Source organism: Nakamurella sp. (genome assembly GCF_048594475.1).
Lineage (GTDB): Bacteria > Actinomycetota > Actinomycetes > Mycobacteriales > Nakamurellaceae > Nakamurella.
In genome coordinates, this window is sequence record NZ_JBMDXT010000228.1 from 1 (window position 1) to 19,401 (window position 19,401).

A 19,401-nucleotide genomic window follows, 5' to 3' on the forward strand; every position below is an offset into this window, starting at 1 on the left:
GGTACGAGGCCCGTACCGGGGACAACCATCATCACCTCGTCTGCCGTTCCTGCGGGGTCATCGTCGACGTCGACTGCGCCACCGGGCACGCCCCGTGCCTGACCCCGGTGGACCGTCAGGGCTTCGTCGTCGACGAGGCCGAGGTCGTCTATTGGGGCCGGTGCCCGTCCTGCGCGACCGTTTCTTCTGTTTCTGCCGAATCCTGATTTCGCCCCAACCACGAAAGGACGTCAGCGTGTCCGACTCCCGCCCCGACGATGCCGTGCTCAGTGACATGAACGAGCCCGACCAGGCCGCCGGAAAGTGCCCGGTGGTGCATGACGCACTGCCGTATCCCACGGCCGGCGATCCGAATCGCGAGTGGTGGCCGGAAAGTCTGAACCTGAAGATCCTGGCCAAGAACCCGCGGGTGGCGAACCCGATGGACGACGATTTCGATTACCGGGCCGCATTCGGGTCCCTGGACCTGGCCGCGGTCAAGAACGACATCGCCGCGCTGCTGACCGAGTCCAAGCCGTGGTGGCCCGCCGACTGGGGCAATTACGGCCCGCTGATGGTCCGGATGGCCTGGCACAGCGCCGGGACCTACCGGGTGCATGACGGCCGCGGCGGGGCCGGGGCCGGACAGCAGCGGTTCGCGCCGCTGAACTCCTGGCCCGACAACGTGAGCCTGGACAAGGCGCGCCGGCTGCTGTGGCCGGTCAAGAAGAAGTACGGCAAGCAGATCAGCTGGGCCGACCTGATGATCCTGACCGGCAACGTCGCCCTGGAGACCATGGGCTTCGAGACGTTCGGCTTCGCCGGCGGTCGCGAGGACGTCTGGGAGCCGGACAACGACGTCTACTGGGGCCCGGAGACCACCTGGCTCGGCGACGAGCGGTACACCGGTGACCGCGAGCTGCAGGGACCGCTGGCCGCGGTCCAGATGGGTCTGATCTACGTCAACCCCGAGGGCCCGAACGGCACCCCGGACCCGCTGGCCTCGGCCCGCGACATCCGCGAGACCTTCGGCCGGATGGCCATGAACGACGAGGAGACCGTCGCGCTCATCGCCGGCGGCCACACCTTCGGCAAGACGCACGGCGCCGGGCCGGCGGACGCGGTGGCCGCCGAGCCGGAGGGCGCGCCCATCGAGCAGATGGGCCTGGGCTGGAAGAGCAGCCACGGCACCGGCGTGGGCGCCGACGCGATCACCTCCGGGCTCGAGGTCACCTGGACCTACCACCCGACCCGGTGGGACAACGAGTTCTTCCACATCCTGTTCGGCTACGAGTGGGAGCTGACCGAGTCGCCGGCCGGTGCCCACCAGTGGAAGCCGGTCAACGGCGGCGGCGCCGACATGGTGCCCGAGGCCTTCGGCGACGGGAAGCGCGAACCCCGGATGCTGACCTCGGATCTGGCGCTGCGCGTCGATCCGGTCTACGAGCAGATCTCGCGCCGGTTCCTGGCCGATCCGGACGCGTTCGCGGATGCCTTCGCGCGGGCCTGGTTCAAGCTCACCCACCGCGACATGGGGCCCAAGGTGCGCTATCTCGGGCCGGAGGTGCCGGCCGAGGACCTGCTCTGGCAGGATCCGCTGCCCGCCGCCGAGGGTGAGCCGCTGCAGCCCGAGGACGTGGCCGCGCTCAAGGCCGCGGTGCTGGCCTCCGACCTGACCGTCGGCCAGCTCGTCTCGACCGCCTGGGCGGCCGCCTCGTCGTTCCGGGGGAGCGACAAGCGCGGTGGCGTGAACGGGGCGCGCATCCGCCTGGAGCCCCAGAGCGGCTGGGAGGTCAACAATCCCGACCAGCTCGCGATCGTGCTGCGGACCCTGCAGGGGATCGCCGACGGCTACGGCAAGCCGGTGCCGCTGGCCGACCTGATCGTCATCGCCGGCGCGGCCGCCGTCGAGAAGGCCGCCGCCGCCGGCGGTGTGGACGTCACGGTGCCGGTCACGGTCGGCCGGGTCGACGCCTCCGCCGAGCAGACGGACGTCGCCTCCTTCGGCTACCTGGAGCCGGTCGCCGACGGCTTCCGGAACTACTACGGCAAGGGCAATCGCCTGCCGGCCGAGTACCTGCTGGTCGACAAGGCCAACCTGCTCACCCTGTCCGCGCCCGAGATGACCGTGCTCGTCGGCGGTCTGCGGGTGCTCGGGGCCAACTGGGACGGATCGGCGCTGGGTGTGCTGACCGACCGGCCGGGCGTGCTGACCAACGACTTCTTCGTCAACCTGCTCGACTACGACACCGAGTGGAAGCCGGCCGACGACACCTCGACCACGTTCGTCTCCGGCGACGGCCGGTGGACCGGCACCCGGGCCGACCTGGTGTTCGGCTCCAACTCCGAGCTGCGGGCGGTGGCCGAGGTGTACGCCGCCGACGACGCCACGGCCAAGTTCGTCACGGACTTCGTCGCGGCGTGGACGAAGGTCATGGATCTGGACCGCTTCGACCTGCGCTGAGCCGGCTCGGCCGCCCGTCGTCGGGGGTCAGCGGGACTCGCGCCAGGCCCGCTCGAACGGCAGCCGCCACGCATGGGGCGCGATCAGCTGGTGGATCGCGTTCGGCCCCCACGACCCCGGCGCGTAGGGCTTGACCGGCGGCGGGTTGTCCAGCAGCGGAGTCGACCGCTCCCAGAGGCTCTCGATGCCCTCCGCGGTCGTGAACAGCGTGTGGTCGCTGCGCATCGCGTCCAGGATCAACCGTTCGTAGGCCTCCAGCACGTCGGCGGCCCGGTCGGTGTCGTGCGCGGAGAACTGCATGCTCAGCTTGTCCATCTTCATGCCGGGGCCGGGTCGCTTGCCGTAGAACGACAGGGACACCTTCGTCTCGTCGGCCAGGTCGAACGTCAGGTGGTCCGGACCCTGCAGCCCCACGCCCGACCCGGGTGGGAACATGCTCTTGGGTGCCTCCCGGAACGCGATCGAGATGATCCGCTGCCCCTCCGCCAGACGCTTGCCGGTGCGCAGGTAGAACGGCACGCCCGCCCACCGCCAGTTGTCGATGCCGCACTTGAGGGCGATGAACGTCTCGGTCTCCGAGTCGGGCGACACGCCCTCCTCCTGCCGGTAGCCGTTGTACTGCCCGCGAACCACATGCGCCGGATCGATCGGCAGCATCGAACGGAAGACCTTGTTCTTCTCCTCGCTGATCGCCCGCGGCTCCAGGGCGGTGGGCGGCTCGATCGCCACGAACGCCATCACCTGGAACAGGTGCGTCACCACCATGTCCTTGAACGCCCCGGTGGATTCGTAGAACCCGGCCCGCCTGTCCAGTCCGAGGGTCTCCGGCACGTCGATCTGGATGTGGTCGATGAAGTTGCGGTTCCAGATCGGCTCGAACAGCCCGTTGGCGAAGCGGAACGCGAGGATGTTCTGCGCCGCCTCCTTGCCCAGGAAGTGGTCGATGCGGAAGATCTGGCTCTCGTCGAACACCTCGTGCACCTGCTGGTTCAGCCGGACGGCGCTGTCCAGATCGGTCCCGAACGGTTTCTCCATCACCACCCTGGCGTGTTCCACCAGCTTGGCGTCGTCCAGCATCTTGACCACGGCCAGCGCCGCCTTGGGCGGCACGCTCAGGTAGTGCAGGCGGCAGACGTCCGGGCCCAGGGCGGCCTCGGCCTCGGCGACGGCCCGGGCCAGCGCCTCCGGCCCGGCACTTTGCGGGACGTACCGCAGGCGCTCGGCGAAGGTGTCCCAGTTGGCGATGTCCTTGGGCCGGCTGCTGAACTCGGCCACGGCCTGCCGGGCGAACTCCCGGAACTGGTCGGTGTCCATGTCCTCCAGAGACGTTGCCACCACCTGGATGTCGGGAGTCAGCGCGGACAGCGACAGGTGGGTCAGCCCGGGCAGCAGCTTGCGCCGGGCCAGGTCGCCGGTGGCGCCGAAGAGCACCACGACGAACGGGGGAAGCTGCTCGGCGTCCCGGCGGTACGGCCGCGACCCGGGAGCCGGGTAGGCGATGGTCTGCGCATCAGGGTGGGCCATGGCGACGATGATCCCACCCGGCCCGCGGCGGGCGGTCGCGGGACCGGTCGGCGGACTCCCGGCCGGGCAGCCTGCACTGGCAGACTGCCAGGATGCCCGAAGGCCACGTGACCCACCGCCTGGCGGCCGGCCTGTCCGACCGGTTCGCCGGCGGCCCGGTCCGCTCGACGAGCCCGCAGGGACGGTTCGCCGACCAGGCCGCCGAACTCGACGGCCACCCGTTCCGATCGGCGCAGGCGTACGGCAAGAACCTGTTCGTGCACATCGGCGACGGGACCGTGCACGTGCACCTGGGGTTGCTCGGCCGGCTGACGTTGACCGACGGCGGCGGCCCCGACGCCCCCGGCGGGGACGGTCGCGGGGCCGGTGGGGACCCCGGTCCCGGGCGGCGGCCGGTGCAGGGCCAGGTCCGCTGGCGGCTGGAGAACGACCGCGGGTGGGCCGATCTGCGCGGCCCCCAGGCCTGCCGGCTGATCGACGCCGCCGAGCTGGCCGCCGTCACCGCCCGGCTCGGGCCGGACCCGCTGCGCGCGGACGCCGACCCCGACCTGGGCTGGGCGCGCGTGCGGTCCTCGGCGACGCCGATCGGGCTGCTGCTGATGGACCAGCGGGTCGCCGCCGGCGTGGGCAACATCTTCCGCGCCGAGGTCCTCTACCGGCACCGGATCGATCCCGGGATGGCCGGCCGTGCGCTGCGCCGGTCGGAATGGGATGCGATCTGGTCCGACCTGGTCGGGCTCATGGAGGCGGCCGTCGTCCGCGGCCGGATCGACACCGTCCGGCCGGAACACGATCCGGTCGCCATGGGCCGGGCACCGCGGCTCGACCGGCACGGCGGCGAGGTCTACGTCTACCGGCGGGCCGACCAGCCGTGCCTGGTCTGCCGGACCCCCATCCGTACCCGGGAGTTCGGCGGGCGCAACCTGTTCTGGTGCCCGCGGTGCAAGCGCCCCAGCCGGCGCCAGGGGGCCGACCCGCGCGCCGCCCGGACCGCCGCCGGCCGGACCCCGACCCGGCTCAGGCCGGCGCCGGCCGATCCGGGGCCGGTGGGACCGCCCGATCCGCCGGCGGGGGAACCAGCGGCACGGCCAGCCTGACGGTCGTCCCGCGGCCCGGCTCGGACGAGACGGTCAGACTGCACCCCTCGGCCGCGGCCCGGGCCCGCATCGTCACCATGCCCAGCCGCCCGCCGGTCGAGTCCAGCCGGTCGGTGCCGCGCCCGTCGTCGACGACGGTGACGACGACGGCGGCGTCGTCGTGGGTCAGGGCCAGGTCGACGGTGCTCGCGCACGCGTGCTTGCGGGCGTTGACCAGGGCCTCCCGCAGGATCCGGTAGGCGGCCTGCTTCCGGGCGACATCCAGGGGCACGTGATCCGCCCCGGACCACCGCACGCTCGTCCGGGTGCCGACGAAGATGCCGTCGGCCAGCCGGCGCAGGGCGGCGCCGAGCCCCTCGCTCGGCGCGGGCGGGTTCAGCGCCGCCATCAGCGTGCGCAGCCGTTCGACGGCGACCTCCAGATTGCCGATCAGCTCCTCGAACTCGGCCGGCGGTTCGCCCGACCGCAGGCCGAGCGTCTCCAGCCGCATGGCCACCGCGATGATCAGCTGCATGGGGTCGTCGTGGATGGCCTCGGCGAGCAGGACCCGTTCCCGCTCCTCGACCTCGGCCAGCTGGTCGATCAGCGCCCGCTGCTCGGCGTCCAGCTGGACCAGCCGGTCGGCGATGAGCGTGTGCTCGAGCCGGTGGCGTTCGGCCCGGCTCCGCGCCCGCTCGTCGCTGACGGCGGCCCCGACCCGGGCGGCCAGCAGGTGCAGCAGGTCCGCGTCCTCAGGCACGAACAGCGGGGCGCCGGGCCCGCGGACCACACTCAGCACGCCGAGCACCGCGCCGGCGTGCCGCACGGGCGCGGTCAGGATCTGGGCGACGACCCGCTCCACCGCCGGGGTGCACCGGACCTGGTGCGCGTCGGCCCACCGGGCGGCGGCCGGGCCGGCCGGCCCGGCCGCCGGCGGGGCCACCGGGTCGGCGTCCCCGGCCGGCCGGATCAGGGCGGCCCGCAGCAGCTCCCGCGCGGCGGGATCGGCGTGGGCGACGCAGTCGGTCTCGACCCCGGGCCCGTCGGGCGACCGGATCGTCAGCACCGCGCCGTCGCCCATCCCGGCCATCACCACGTCGGTGATGCGCTGCCGTTGCCCGGCCGGGGACGGTCGGTCGCCGGCCAGCAGATCGCTGATCCGGCGCAGCAGGTCGGTCCGGGCCTGTGCGACGGCCAGCCGGGCGGCCTCGACCGTCCGGCGCGAGTAGACGACCTCGGTGATGTCCGCGTGGGTGATCACCGCCCGCAGCAGGGTCCCGGCGGAGTCGACCTGCGCGTCACAGACGGCCCGCACGTGCCGGAGTTCGCCGGTGCGCCCGTGCTGCATCCGGTACTCCATCGTGGCGCGCCCGCCGCCGGTGAAGACCCGCGTGAGATCGGCCCGGACACGCTCCCGGTCGGCCGGCACGATCAGCTCGTCGACCAGTCGCAGGCCCTCCTCGGTCGTCTCGGCCCCGATCAGGGTCAGCAGCTTGGCGTCGAACGCCCAGCCGGCGCCGATGTCGAAGCGGCAGGTGCCGACATGGCTGAGCTCCTGGGTCTGCTCGAGCTGGGCCTGCCGGATCCGTTCGCGCGAGACGTCCTCGGACAGCACCATCCCGCCGACGACCCGCCCGTCGGGTGCCGTGAGCGCCCGGCCGCGGACGCGGTAGCGGGCATCCAGGTACGGGCAGGCGTAGTCGATGTCGGTGGCGTGGCCGCGCAGCGCGGCCCGGATCGACTCCTCCATCGGCAGCAGGACGACCTCCGGGATCACCTCCCGCAGCGGGCGCCCGAGGACCGCGTCGGCGCCGTCGGGTCCGTCGACGAACTGGCGGGACAGGTCCCCGCCGATGACCAGGGCCCGCAACTGCTTGTCGAACGAGACCACCGTGCAGTGGGGCAGCGTCTGGACGACGTCGCGGTACATACGCTCGCTGGCGGCCAGGGCCTGCTCGTGGCGCCGGATGTCGGTCACGTCGCGCATCTGCACCAGCCGGAGACCGTCACCGCCGTCGTCCGGCAACGGATCCACCCGGATCTGGACGATCAGCCGGTCACCGGTCGCCGAGATCATCTCGCCCTCGCGCTCGTAGTGGCTGACCGCACCGGAGCGCAGGCGGGCCGCGTTCGTCCGGGCCTGGGCCGCCGACTCCGGCGGGTAGAAGTCGGTGATGACCTGGCCGCACAGCTCACCCAGACCCAGCAGATCGTGCGCGGCCCGGTTGGCGGCGACGATGGTCCGGGTGCGGTCGACGACGAACATGGCCACGACGGATTGCAGGAACGCCGGCTCGCCGGCCACGGCCGGTCGATCCGGGCGTTCGGACGTCGATCTCGCGACCTCGCGCGCCTGGGGTACCTGACGCACCACCACTCCCATCTCCGCACCTGTTCCCACGCAAAGTAATGGGTCGATCACACATTGTGCCCAGGCGCGCGGCTCGGCGCGTGCCCGGGACGGCCGCGGACCGGCGATATGACGCCGGCGCCGGGGGCTTTCGTTCCGTTTGCCGGAAAGAGGAGGATCGGGTCAGCGGCCGGATGCGGCCGGAAGCGGCCGGACGTGGCCGGACGGACCGGAACCGACCGGTCGGCCGGAGGCGGGCGAGAGGATGGCGCGGCATGGGCGAGGACGAGGGGCCGGCCACCACCGGCGTGACGGTGCAGGCACTGGCGGCGGTCGACCTGGGCCCGGAGATCGACGGGATGGCCGGGCGGCAGTTGCGAATGCGAATGGTGACGATCGAACCCGGCGGCGTGTTCGGCCCCGTGCACGATCACCGCGACCGGCCCGGGGTGGTGTTCATCCTGCAGGGCACCGTGACCGACCACCGCGACGGCTGCGTCACCGAGTACGGGCCCGGCGTCGGGTGGCCCGAGGACCGGCAGACCCGCCACTGGCTCGAGAACCGCGGATCCGTTCCGGTGGTGGAGATCTCGATCGACATCGTGCGGACGGAACCGCCCGCGGGGTGAGGACGCGGGTCGCCCGGAGCGGCCGGCGTGCTGGACGGTGCGCGCCCCGGCTGCTAACCTCGGCGCGGCGAGGTTAATACACATTAACCTCGCCGGCCCGGTGGGCCGCCTGCGCCAGCAGCCAAGGAGCATCATGGTCGAGCTCTCGGAAGAGCATGAGGCGTTCCGCGCCGCGGTCCGCGATTTTGCCGAGAAGGAGATCGCGCCCCACGTGGCCCGGTGGGACCGGGACCACCATTTCCCGGTCGACGTCGTGCAGAAGATGGGCGGGATGGGGCTGTTCGGGCTGACCGCCCCCGAGGAGTACGGCGGCGCCGGCGCGGACGGCGACTTCACGTCCCTGTGCGTGGCCATCGAGGAACTCGGCCGGGTCGACCAGTCCATGGGGGTCACCCTGGAGGCCGGCGTCGGGCTGGGGATCAACCCGATCCTGACCTACGGGTCCGCCGAGCAGCGCGCCCGGTGGCTGCCGGACCTGGTGGCCGGGCGGGCACTGGCCGGCTTCGGCCTGACCGAGCCGGGCGCGGGATCGGACGCCGGGGCCACCCGCACCCGGGCCGAGCAGGTGGACGGCGGCTGGGTGCTCAACGGGGCGAAGCAGTTCATCACCAACTCCGGATCGTCGATCACCAGCCTGGTCACGGTGACCGCGCGCACCGGCTCACCGGCCGCCGGCGGACCGGAGATCAGCACGTTCATCGTGCCCGCGGGCACGCCGGGTCTGATCGTCGAACCGGCCTACGACAAGCTCGGCTGGCACATCTCGGACACCCACCCGCTCACCTTCGTCGACTGCCGGGTGCCCGACGGCAACCTGCTGGGGGAGCGGGGTCGCGGGTACGCCCAGTTCCTGAACACCCTGGACGACGGCCGGGTGGCCATCGCCGCCCTGGCCGTCGGCCTGCTGCAGGCCTGCCTGGAGGCGTGCGTCCAGTACGCCGGCGACCGGCACACCATGGGTGGCCCGATCGGCCGCAAGCAGGGCGTCGCGTTCCAGATCGCCGACCTGGAGGTGATGCTGCAGGCCGCGCGGGCGCTGACCTACCAGGCGGCGGCGATGAAGGACGCCATGCTCGCCGGTCATCCCGGGGCGCCGAGCCCGGCCCGGTTCAAGCGGGCGGCCGCCGTGGCCAAGCTCTACAGCTCCGAATCGGCCGTCACCGCGACCCGGATCGCGACCCAGGTCTTCGGTGGCTACGGCTTCATGGAGGAGTACCCGGTCGCCCGGTTCTACCGGGACGCCAAGATCCTGGAGATCGGCGAGGGCACGTCCGAGGTGCAGAGGCTGCTGATCGCCCGCGGTCTGGGCCTGCCGGTGGAGTGAGCCATGGAAACGATGCGTGACCTGGTCGATGCGCTGCGCGATCGGCTGGCCACCGTGCGGCGGGGCGGCAGCGAGGCCGCCCGCCGCCGGCACACCGACCGGGGCAAGCTCCTGGTCCGGGACCGGGTCGATCGGCTGCTCGACCCGGGCAGCCCGTTCCTGGAGCTCGGGGCGCTGGCCGCCTGGGACATGTACGACGGGGCCGTGCCCAGCGCCGGCATCGTGACGGGGATCGGCCGGGTCGCCGGACGCGAGGTCGTCGTGGTCGCCAACGACGCCACCGTCAAGGGCGGCACCTACTACCCGCTGACGGTCAAGAAGCACCTGCGGGCGCAGACCGTCGCGGCCGAGAACCACCTGCCGTGCATCTATCTGGTCGATTCGGGCGGCGCCGACCTGCCGCTGCAGGACGAGGTGTTCCCGGACCGCGAGCATTTCGGCCGCATCTTCTTCAACCAGGCGAACCTGTCGGCCCGCGGCATCCCGCAGATCGCGAGCGTCATGGGGTCGTGCACCGCGGGTGGCGCCTACATGCCGGCGATGTCCGACGAGACCGTCATCGTGCGCAACCAGGGCACCATCTTCCTCGGCGGGCCGCCGCTGGTGAAGGCGGCGACCGGCGAGGTGGTCACGGCCGAGGACCTCGGCGGCGGGGACGTGCACGCCCGTACCTCCGGCGTCGCCGACCACCTGGCCCAGGACGATGCGCATGCCCTGGCCGTCGTCCGCAGCATCGTCGGCACGCTGGAGCGACGGCCCGCCGGCGCGGCGTACCGGACGGTGCCGGTCGAGGAGCCGCACGAGGACCCCGGTTCCTTGGGCGACGTGGTGCCCACCGACACCCGAACCCCGTACGACGTCCGCGAGGTGATCCGCCGGATCGTGGACGGCAGCCGGCTGCACGAGTTCAAGAAGCTGTACGGCGAGACCCTGGTGTGCGGGTTCGCGCACATCTGGGGGCACCCGGTCGGCATCATCGCCAACAACGGCATCCTGTTCAGCGAGTCCTCGCTCAAGGGAGCGCATTTCATCGAGCTGGCCAACCAGCGGGGCATCCCGCTGGTGTTCCTGCAGAACATCACCGGCTTCATGGTCGGCCGCCGCTACGAGAACGGCGGCATCGCCAAGGACGGCGCCAAGCTGGTGACCGCGGTCGCCTGCTCCGTCGTCCCCAAGTTCACCGTGGTGATCGGGGGATCGTTCGGCGCCGGGAACTACGGCATGTGCGGCCGTGCCTACGACCCGCGGTTCCTCTGGATGTGGCCCAACGCCCGGATCTCGGTGATGGGCGGCGAGCAGGCGGCCTCGGTCCTGGCCACCGTGCGCGGCTTCGACGGCCCGGCGGAGGAGGAGGCGTTCAAGGCGCCGATCCGCGCCCAGTACGAGGCCCAGGGTTCGCCCTACTATTCGACCGCGCGGCTCTGGGACGACGGCATCATCGACCCGGCCGACACCCGTCGCGTGCTGGGCATGGGCCTGGTCGCCGCGGCGAACGCCCCGACCCCGGCGCCGTCCTACGGCGTCTTCCGGATGTGACCCGATGATCACCCCCCTGCGCACCCTGCTGATCGCCAACCGGGGCGAGATCGCCCTGCGTGTCATGCGCACCGCCCGCCGGATGGGCGTGCGCACCGTCGCGATCTACACCGAGGCGGACCGGTCGGGCCCGCACGTCCGGGCCGCGGATGCGGCCCGCCCGGTGCCCGGCTACCTCGACATCGAGGCGGTGGTGGCCGCGGCCCGGGACGCCGGCGCGGACGCGATCCACCCCGGGTATGGCTTCCTGTCCGAGCGGGCGGCCTTCGCCCGGGCCGTCGAGGACGCCGGCCTGATCCTGGTCGGACCGCCGGCCGCGGTGATCGAGGCGATGGGCCGCAAGGACGCCGCCCGGGAGATCGCCGTGGCGGCCGGTGTTCCGGTGGTGCCGCGCGGCGAGGACGCCGGCTACCCGGTCCTGGTCAAGGCGGCCGCCGGGGGCGGCGGGAAGGGCATGCGGATCGTCCGCCGGGCGCAGGATTTGGACGAGGCCATGGCCGCGGCCCGCCGCGAGGCGAGGTCGGCGTTCGGCGACGACACCCTGCTGGTCGAACGGTACGTGGAGCGGGGGCGGCACATCGAGGTCCAGATCATGGCCGACGCCCACGGCACCGTGCTGCACCTGCACGAACGGGACTGCTCGCCGCAGCGACGCCACCAGAAGGTGCTGGAGGAGGCCCCCGCCCCCACGATCGACCCGGCGGTCCGCGCCCTGGTCACGTCCGGCGCGGTGGCCCTGGCCGCGCACGTCGGGTACCGCAATGCCGGCACCGTCGAGTTTCTCGTCGACGACGACTCCGGTCAGGCCTACTTCCTCGAGATGAACACCCGCCTGCAGGTGGAGCACCCGGTCACCGAGGCGATCACCGGGCTGGACCTGGTCGAGCTCCAGCTTCGGGTGGCCGCCGGCGAACCGCTGGCGCTGACCCAGGCGGACGTCACGGCGACCGGCCACGCCATCGAGGCCCGGGTCTACGCCGAGGACTCCTTCCACGGCTTCCTGCCGCAGGCCGGCACCGCGTCGGTCGTCCGGTGGCCGGCCGGCGTCCGGGTCGACCACGCCCTGGAATCCGGACAGGCGGTGGGGACCTCGTTCGACCCCATGCTCGGCAAGATCATCGCGCACGGCCCGGACCGGGAGACGGCGCGCCGGAGGCTGCTGGACGCGCTGGACGCCACCGTGATCCTGGGCCTGACCACCAACACCGGCTTCCTGCGGGCCCTGGCGGGCGGCCCCGAGTTCCGGGCCGCAGCGATCGACACCGCCTGGCTGGACCGGAATCCCGTGCCCGAGCCGGCACCGGACGGGCCGCGGATCTTCGCCGCCTGGGCGGCGGCCGCGGCCGCCGCGGCGGCCGACGACGGCCCGTTCCGCGCCGACGGCTGGCGCTCGGGCGCGGATCCGGCGCCGACCATCGTCGAGCTGGACCGGACGGTGACGGTGGACCGCGCGGCTGGCCGGGTGGACGGCCGGCCGGTGCGCGAGATCTCCTGCGCCCAGGGCCGGCTCGAGCTGGAACTGGACGGCACGGCGGTGTCGGCCTTCGTCGACGTCCGTGCCGGGGCGACCGAGGTCGCCCATCGGGGCCAGCGGTTCGTGTTCACCCGGCCCGACGTCTTCGGCGAGCACGTGCCGTCCGCCGGTGACGGCGTGCTCACCGCTCCGATGCCGGGCACGGTGATCGACGTGCGGGTGGCCGACGGCGACGACGTCGACGCGGGTCAGCCGCTGCTGGTGCTGGAGGCCATGAAGATGGAACTGGCGGTCAAGGCACCGTTCGCCGGGACCGTGGCCGGCCTGACCGTGGCCGTCGGCACCCGGATCGGGCTGGGTGCCGCGCTGGTGCAGGTCGTTCCGGCGGCCGGTCCGGCGGACGGGGCCGGCGGGGCCGTGGGCGAACGGCCGATCACGGCAGGGTGACCGGGAACAGGTCGGTCCGGGCGACCACGCGGTCGCGTTCCGGCGCCAGAGCGGTCCGGCGTGGGTCGCGGAGGAAGCCGTCGAGTCCCTCGTCGGTGGCGAACTCGATGAGCTGGACCTCGTGGGGGTGGCCCCCCTCGCCCGCGCCGATCGCCCGGAGCCGGACGTGTCCGCCGTGGTCGGCCAGGATCGCCAGCACCCGATCCTCGTAGCGGCCGAGCGCGGCGGGCCGACCCTCGTGCGCCCACAGCAGGCAGCACCAGATCCGGGGGTCGGCGGCGGCGTCCACGCCGCGATTGTGCCCGACCGTTGCCGCACAGCGCCTCACACCCGGTCCAGCACGGCCGTCAGGGGCGCGGGGACCCGGTCCGGGTCGAGCGCGGCCACCAGCAGCGCGGCATACCGTTCCTTGCGCCCGGCCCGGGAGCCGAAGAACCGCCGCAGGACGGCCTCCGGCGGCCGGCCCCGCTGCGCGGGCATGGCGAGCAGGCGGCGCAGCGACGGTCCATCGCCGGCCGCCGCGATGACGGCACCGACCCGATCCACTCCGAGCGCCCGGATCAATTCCTCCTCCAGATCGCCCTGGCAGCCGTAGAAGCCGAGCCGGGCCGGCCCGTCCGGCCGGGTCGCGTCCGCGAACCCGGCGCCGGCCAGCCCGCGGCGCAGCTGGCGCTCCTGGGCCGCGTCGTACAGCCCGGCGAGGGTCAGCCCGCGCCCGAGCGGGCCGTAGCGGGTGGCAAACGCCCGCACGTTGGTGATCCCGCCCATGTCGATGATCTGGATGCCGTCGGCGGCCAGGTCCCGGCCCCGCCGGGCGGCCAGGGTGGCCAGCGCGACCCGGTCGCTGGTGCCCTCGACCAGGACGACGGTCCGGGGCGGCGCGGTGCAGGTCACCGGCCGAGCGTGGGACCCCACCGGTCCGGCGTCAAGGCGATTCCGGCCCGGGCGCGCCGGCGCCGGGCCGGTACCGGTCCGCCAGCGCGGCGGCCGCGGGCGCGTCACACCGGTGGCCGGCCAGCACCACCCGGTGCCACAGCGCCCAGGTCGCACCCGGGGCGAGGGTGAAGGCGGTGTCGAACGCCGGCGACGGGCAGAGCGCCGGGAACGCGCCGGTCCGGACGAACCAGCGCACCGGGACCGGTGCCGACGACCGGCCGGCGAACATCAGAACGGTCCCGCCACCGTCGATCTCGTCGTGGTCACCGGCCACCGCGAGCCACTCGCCGGTGGAGCCCATCGCCCCGTCCTCGTCGCCCGGCCCGGCCGGGGTCAGCACGTCGCCGCCGGTCCACGCCCGGGGGCCGCGCCAGAACAGGCCGGTGTACCCGGCCCGCGGCCGGCCGAGGGTCGTCGGGCTGCCGACCACCAGCGGCCGGTCGCGCAGGTTCGTCAACCGGCTGGCCACGTCCAGCGCCCAGGTGTCGGCGGCCGGATCGACGCCGTGCACCCGCAGCGTCCGCCGCTCGGCCAGCCACGCCCGGCCGCCGGCCGTGAGCCAGGTCAGCCGCTCCCGGACGATCGCCTCACCCGGCGGCGCCGCGTCGCCGCCGGCGATCAGGTCGAAGCCCTCGTGCCGTTGCCGGCCGTTGTTGTCCCGCTGCACGTACCCGTGCGGCGGGTCGGTCACGGTCGGGTCGAAGGTGGGCCCGCCCCAGAAGTTCTCCCCGGACAGGTGGGACAGCGTCAGCTGCAGCCCCTTGTGCCAGCGGTGGTCCCACGGCCGGTAGGCGCTCAGCGGCGCGCCGCGCAGCGAGCGCAGCGGGAACACGTAGGGCTTGACCGACTCGGTGACGGGCGCGACCGGACGGAACACGTACCGCGCGATCTCCACCGCGCCGACGGCGACGGACAGGTGATCGGCGGCGATGGTGACGGCCGGGCCCGCCCCGTCCCCGGACGGCTCAGCCACCGGCGGTCCCGGGGGGCCGGCCGTTCATCGACCGGTAGAAGGCATCGGCCGGCCCGAGGTCGGCCGGGCGGACCGTCGTGTCGGTCAGCGCGGACCGGTACAGGCCGGCGATCAGCTCCAGGACCCGGCGGCCGTCGGCCCCGCCGGCCGCCGGCCGCACGCCGGCCCGGAGCGCGGCGAGCAGATCGCCCAGCGCCGCGGCGTGCCCGCTGGGCACATCCGGCTCGGGCGGCCAGCCGGCGACGGGCGTCCGGCCCGGTGCCGGGGTCCAGGTCCAGTGGGAGTTGTCGTACCCGTAGAGATGGGTCAGTTCGACGGTCGCGTCCGTGAAGTCCAGCCGCAGGTGGCTGACCTCGCGCGGCGACAGCAGGCTGTTGACCACCGAGACCATCGTCCCGCCGGCGAACCGGACGATGGCCATGGAGACGTCCTCGGTCTCCACCGGTCGCTGCAGCGTCGCCATCGACGCCCGGATCTCGGTCCAGTCGCCCAGCAGCCAGAGCAGCAGGTCCAGCTGATGGATGCCGTGCCCCATGGTCGGACCGCCGCCCTCGGTCGCCCACCGGCCCCGCCAGGGCACCTCGAAGTAGGCCGGCGGGCGGTACCAGAGGGTCTGGCACAGCCCGACCAGGGCCGGGCCGATGGTGCCGTCGCCGATCCAGCTCCGCAACCGGCGGGCCGCCGCGCCGTACCGCTGCTGGAACACGTAGGCGACGTAGGGACCGCCGTCCCGTTCGTGGGCGGCCATCTCGTCGTACTCGGCCAGGGACAGGGCCGGGGGTTTCTCGCACCACACCCAGGCGCCCGCGTCCAGGCAGCTGATCACCGCCGTCCGGTGGGCGGCCGGCGGGGTGCAGACGAACACCAGGTCCGGCCGCTCGGCCGCCAGCATCGCGTCCACCTCGGTGTACACGGCCGGGATCCGCCAGTTCCGGGCCACCGCCCGGGCCCGTTCCCGGTCGACGTCGACGACGGCGACCACACTCAGCACGTCCGCATGCGCGGTGGCGGCCGGCAGATGGGCGGCCTGCGCGATGCCGCCGGCGCCGACCACGGCCGCCCGCAGCCGGCCGGTCGGCGTCATCGCCGCCGGCCCGGCCCGGGGGCCGGAAGTCCTGTGCGCACCGCGCCTCCCGTCGGCTCGCCCGGAGCATCAGCGCTCGCCCGGGAGGTCAGCCTAGCCCCGGACGGTCAGCGGCGGTCCAGGGCCAGCGGGCGCCCGGCGGTGGGCCGGAAGGTGTGGGTCTGCACCGCGGATCGCAGGTGCCGGCGCAGTTCCCACCGGTCGCCGCGCAGCACGCCGTGGGTGCGGGCCTGCACCAGCACGTTGCCCAGGGCCGTGGACTCCACCGGTCCGGCGATCACCGGCCGGCCGCACGCGTCCGCGATCAGCTGGCACAGCAGGACGTTGCGGGCCCCGCCGCCGACCACGTGCACGACGTCGATCCGCCGCCCGGACAGCCGCTGCGCGTCCTCGATCCGATCGGCGAAGGTGACCGCCAGGCTGTCCAGGATGCAGCGGACGATCTCCCCGGGGGTGGTCGGGATCGGCTGGCCGGTGGCGCGGCAGGCGGCCGCGATCCGGGCGGGCATGTCGCCCGGGGCCAGGAACTCGGGGGCGTCCGGGTCGAAGACGGGCCCGCCGGCGGGCACCCGGGCCGCCTCCTCCAGCCGGCCGGCCAGGGTGCCCTTGACACCCTGCAGCTTCCAGGTCCGCAGGGTCTCGGACAGGATCCATAGACCCATCACGTTCCGCAGGTACCGGATGGTGCCGTCGATGCCGCGCTCGTTGGTGAAGTTGGCCGCCCGGCCGGCCTCGGTGAGCACCGGGGCGTCCAGCTCGACGCCGACCAGTCCCCAGGTGCCGCAGGAGATGTAGGCGAAGTTCTCGTCCTGCGCCGGGACGCCGACGACGGCCGAGGCGGTGTCGTGCGAACCCACCGCGGTGACCGGGACGGGCCGGGTGATCCCGGTGTCGGCCCGGACCGCGGCCGTGAGCTCGCCGACCACGTGCCCGGGGGCCACGACCGGCGGGAGGAGACCGTCGGGCAGGCCGAGCGCGGCGATCAGGTCCCGGTCCCAGTCGCCGGTGACCGCGTCGAGCAGGCCCGTGGTCGAGGCGTTGGTCTGCTCGGCGACCCGGGCGCCGGTCAGCCAGTAGCCGAGCAGGTCCGGGACGAGCAGGGCCTGCCGCCCGGTCAGGTCGGGCTCCGCGGCGAACTGGTACAGCGTGTTGAAGGGCAGGTGCTGCAGGCCGTTGACCGCGTACAGATCGCGCGGGCCCACCGTGCGGTGCACCGCGTCGATGACCGGTTCCGTCCGGGGATCGCGGTAGTGGCGCGGATTGCCCAGCAGCACGCCGGCCGGATCGACCAGTCCGTAGTCGACCGCCCAGGTGTCGATACCGATCCCGGCCAGCCCGGGGGCCTGCCCGAAGGCGTCCCGCAGGCCGGCCAGCACGTCCTGGTACAGGCCCAGGATGTCCCAGTAGAGCCCGTCGGGCAGCCGCACGGCGCCGTTGCGGAACCGGTGCACCTCGGTCAGATCGATCTGGCCGGGGGACACCCGGCCGAGCATCACCCGGCCGCTGGAGGCACCGAGATCCACCGCGGCCAGCGCGATGCCGGAGGAGCGCTCAGCAGTGTTCATCGCAGGAAGGCGGCGGCGACGCCGGAGTCGACCGGGATGTGCAGGCCGGTGGTCTGGGACAGGTCGCCCGCGGTGAGCGCGAACAGGGCGGCGGCGATGTGTTCGGGCAGGACCTCCTTGCCCAGCAGGGTGCGCTTGGCGTAGTAGGCGCCCAGGTCGTCCTCGGCGACGCCGTAGACCGCGGCCCGGGAGGCGCCCCACCCGCCGGCGAAGATGCCGGAGCCGCGGACCACGCCGTCGGGGTTGATGCCGTTGACCCGGACGCCGTGCGGGCCGAGCTCGGCGGCCAGCAGCCGCACCTGGTGGGCCTGGTCGGCCTTGGTCGCCGAGTAGGCGATGTTGTTCGGGCCGGCGAAGATGCTGTTCTTGCTGGAGATGTAGACGATGTCGCCGCCCATGTTCTGCTCGATCATGATCCGCGCGGCTTCCCGGGAGACCAGGAACGAGCCCTTGGCCATCACGTCGTGCTGCAGGTCCCAGTCCTTGACGGTGGTCTCCAGCAGCGGCTTGGACAGGGACAGGCCGGCGTTGTTGGCGACCAGGTCGACCCCGCCGAACGCCAGGGTGGCGGCCCGGAACGCCGCGGCGACCGCGTCCTCGCTGGAGACGTCGGCCTGCACCGCGACGGCGACGTCGGGGCCGCCGAGGGCGTCGGCGACCTGCTGGGCGTTGTCCAGGTTCAGGTCGGCCACGACCACGCAGCCGCCCTCGGCGGCGATCCGGGTGGCGATGGCCTTGCCGATGCCGGACGCGGCGCCGGTGACCAGCGCGACCCGGGTGGCCAGCGGCCTGGCCTTGGGCATCCGCGCCAGCTTGGCTTCCTCCAGGGCCCAGTACTCGATGGCGAACTTCTCCGCCTCCGAGATGGGTTCGTACACCGAGACCGATTCGGCCCCGCGCATGACGTTGATCGCGTTGACGTAGAACTCGCCGGCGACCCGGGCGGTCTGCTTGTCCTTGCCGAAGGAGAACATGCCCACCCCGGGCACCAGCACGATCGCCGGATCCGCCCCCCGGATGGCCGGGCTGGCCGGGGTGGCGTTGCGGTCGTAGTAGGCCTGGTAGTCGGCCCGATAGGCCTCGTGCAGCTCGGTGAGCCGGGCGATGACCTGCTCGACCGGGGCGTCCGCGGGCAGATCCACGACCATCGGCTTGACCTTGGTCCGCAGGAAGTGGTCCGGGCAGGACGTGCCCAGCTCGGCCAACGCCGCCAGCTTCTCCCGGGACAGGAAGTCCAGGACCCCGTCGGCATCGGTGTAGTGGCCGACCTGCGCCCGGTCGGCCGACGCCAGGCCGCGGATCGTGGGGAAAAGCGCGGCCGCCTTCGCGTGCCGCTGCTCCTGCGGCAGGGCCTGGTAGCCGGGCACCACCGGACCGAACGGCTCGGCGACCCCGTTCTCGGCCAGGAACGCCTCGGCGCTGCGGATGATCTCCAGGCTGTTCGCCTCGGCCTGCTCGGACGTCTGGCCCCAGGCGGTGATGCCGTGCCCGCCCAGGATGGCGCCGATGGCCTGCGGGTTGGCCGCCTTGACCGCGGAGATGTCCAGTCCCAGCTGGAACCCCGGACGCCGCCACGGCACCCAGACGACCCGGTCGCCGAAGCACTGCTCGGTCAGCTTCTGCCCGTCCCGGGCGGTGGCCAGCGCGATCCCCGAGTCCGGGTGCAGGTGGTCGACGTGGGCGGCGTCGACCAGCCCGTGCATCGCGGTGTCAATTGAGGGCGCCGCCCCGCCCTTACCGTGCAGGCAGTAGTCGAACGCCGCGACCATCTCGTCCTCGGCGTCCACGCCCGGGTAGACGTCGACCAGCGCGCGGAGCCGGTCCAGCCGCAGCACGGCCAGGTTCTGCTCGGTCAGCGTGCCCAGGTCACCGCCGGACCCCTTGACCCAGACCAGCTCGACCGGGGCGCCGGTGACCGGATCGATCTCGGTGCCCTTGGCCGAGGTGTTCCCGCCGGCGTAGTTGGTGTTCCGCGGGTCGGCGCCCAACCGGTTGGACCGGGTGACCAGATCGGCGACGGTCGAGTTCTTGCTCATTGGT

General features: G+C 73.4%; 15 protein-coding genes. 7 read left to right on the forward strand and 8 right to left on the reverse strand.

The genetic code is table 11. The features are described 5' to 3' along the window. Both ACOJUF_RS10635 and katG read left to right on the forward strand, forming a co-directional pair. Window positions 1-206 (forward strand): Fur family transcriptional regulator (locus ACOJUF_RS10635; protein WP_420121823.1); only part of this gene is annotated, 206 nt, incomplete at its 5' end. Window positions 207-274: 68 nt separating this feature from the next. Then, window positions 275-2,443 (forward strand): catalase/peroxidase HPI, encoded by a 2,169-nt coding sequence (katG, locus tag ACOJUF_RS10640; protein ID WP_420121853.1) that lies wholly within the window; start codon window positions 275-277, stop codon window positions 2,441-2,443. Window positions 2,444-2,470: 27 nt separating this feature from the next. Here the strand turns inward: katG and zwf are convergent, their stop codons facing one another. Beyond that, window positions 2,471-3,967 (reverse strand): glucose-6-phosphate dehydrogenase, encoded by a 1,497-nt coding sequence (zwf, locus tag ACOJUF_RS10645; protein WP_420121824.1) that lies wholly within the window; start codon window positions 3,965-3,967, stop codon window positions 2,471-2,473. A 92-nt stretch (window positions 3,968-4,059) separates the two neighbouring features. Between zwf and ACOJUF_RS10650 the strand changes: the two genes are divergently transcribed. Next, window positions 4,060-5,064 (forward strand): Fpg/Nei family DNA glycosylase, encoded by a 1,005-nt coding sequence (locus tag ACOJUF_RS10650; RefSeq protein WP_420121825.1) that lies wholly within the window; start codon window positions 4,060-4,062, stop codon window positions 5,062-5,064. Here ACOJUF_RS10650 and ACOJUF_RS10655 read toward each other — a convergent pair. Beyond that, window positions 4,985-7,414 (reverse strand): PAS domain S-box protein, encoded by a 2,430-nt coding sequence (locus ACOJUF_RS10655; RefSeq protein ID WP_420121826.1) that lies wholly within the window; start codon window positions 7,412-7,414, stop codon window positions 4,985-4,987. The genes ACOJUF_RS10650 and ACOJUF_RS10655 overlap by 80 nt on opposite strands. A gap of 254 nt (window positions 7,415-7,668) precedes the next feature. Between ACOJUF_RS10655 and ACOJUF_RS10660 the strand changes: the two genes are divergently transcribed. The 4 genes from ACOJUF_RS10660 to ACOJUF_RS10675 all read left to right on the forward strand — a co-directional run bounded on the left by ACOJUF_RS10660 (window position 7,669) and on the right by ACOJUF_RS10675 (window position 12,803). Next, entirely contained in the window at window positions 7,669-8,022 is a 354-nt protein-coding gene (locus ACOJUF_RS10660; protein WP_420121827.1) for a cupin domain-containing protein, read from the forward strand. Between the two features lie 133 nt (window positions 8,023-8,155). Next, entirely contained in the window at window positions 8,156-9,346 is a 1,191-nt protein-coding gene (locus ACOJUF_RS10665) for an acyl-CoA dehydrogenase family protein (RefSeq protein ID WP_420121828.1), read from the forward strand. 3 nt (window positions 9,347-9,349) lie between these two features. Beyond that, window positions 9,350-10,882, forward strand: a complete 1,533-nt coding sequence (locus ACOJUF_RS10670) for a carboxyl transferase domain-containing protein (protein WP_420121829.1) — start codon at window positions 9,350-9,352, stop codon at window positions 10,880-10,882. 4 nt (window positions 10,883-10,886) lie between these two features. Next, window positions 10,887-12,803 (forward strand): acetyl/propionyl/methylcrotonyl-CoA carboxylase subunit alpha, encoded by a 1,917-nt coding sequence (locus tag ACOJUF_RS10675; protein WP_420121830.1) that lies wholly within the window; start codon window positions 10,887-10,889, stop codon window positions 12,801-12,803. Here ACOJUF_RS10675 and ACOJUF_RS10680 read toward each other — a convergent pair. The 6 genes from ACOJUF_RS10680 to ACOJUF_RS10705 form a co-directional block, all read right to left on the reverse strand. After that, window positions 12,790-13,092, reverse strand: coding sequence for a hypothetical protein (locus ACOJUF_RS10680; protein ID WP_420121831.1), 303 nt, complete (start codon window positions 13,090-13,092; stop codon window positions 12,790-12,792). The genes ACOJUF_RS10675 and ACOJUF_RS10680 overlap by 14 nt on opposite strands. Window positions 13,093-13,127: 35 nt before the next feature. Next, window positions 13,128-13,697 carry a TOPRIM nucleotidyl transferase/hydrolase domain-containing protein gene (locus ACOJUF_RS10685; RefSeq protein ID WP_420121832.1) on the reverse strand — a complete coding sequence of 190 codons (570 nt, stop codon included), beginning with the start codon at window positions 13,695-13,697 and terminating at the stop codon, window positions 13,128-13,130. 31 nt (window positions 13,698-13,728) lie between these two features. Next, window positions 13,729-14,712, reverse strand: coding sequence for a PmoA family protein (locus ACOJUF_RS10690; RefSeq protein ID WP_420121833.1), 984 nt, complete (start codon window positions 14,710-14,712; stop codon window positions 13,729-13,731). Then, window positions 14,705-15,796 (reverse strand): Gfo/Idh/MocA family protein, encoded by a 1,092-nt coding sequence (locus ACOJUF_RS10695; RefSeq protein ID WP_420121834.1) that lies wholly within the window; start codon window positions 15,794-15,796, stop codon window positions 14,705-14,707. Before ACOJUF_RS10695 ends, ACOJUF_RS10690 begins: the two co-directional genes overlap by 8 nt. A gap of 107 nt (window positions 15,797-15,903) precedes the next feature. After that, a complete protein-coding gene (locus ACOJUF_RS10700) occupies window positions 15,904-17,361 on the reverse strand; it encodes a rhamnulokinase (RefSeq protein ID WP_420121835.1) in 1,458 nt (485 codons plus the stop codon). After that, the gene (locus tag ACOJUF_RS10705; protein ID WP_420121836.1) at window positions 17,358-19,397 is read right to left on the reverse strand and encodes a bifunctional aldolase/short-chain dehydrogenase; all 2,040 of its coding nucleotides are present in this window, start codon (window positions 19,395-19,397) and stop codon (window positions 17,358-17,360) included. The genes ACOJUF_RS10700 and ACOJUF_RS10705 overlap by 4 nt, the downstream gene beginning before the upstream one ends. Window positions 19,398-19,401: the final 4 nt, after the last annotated feature.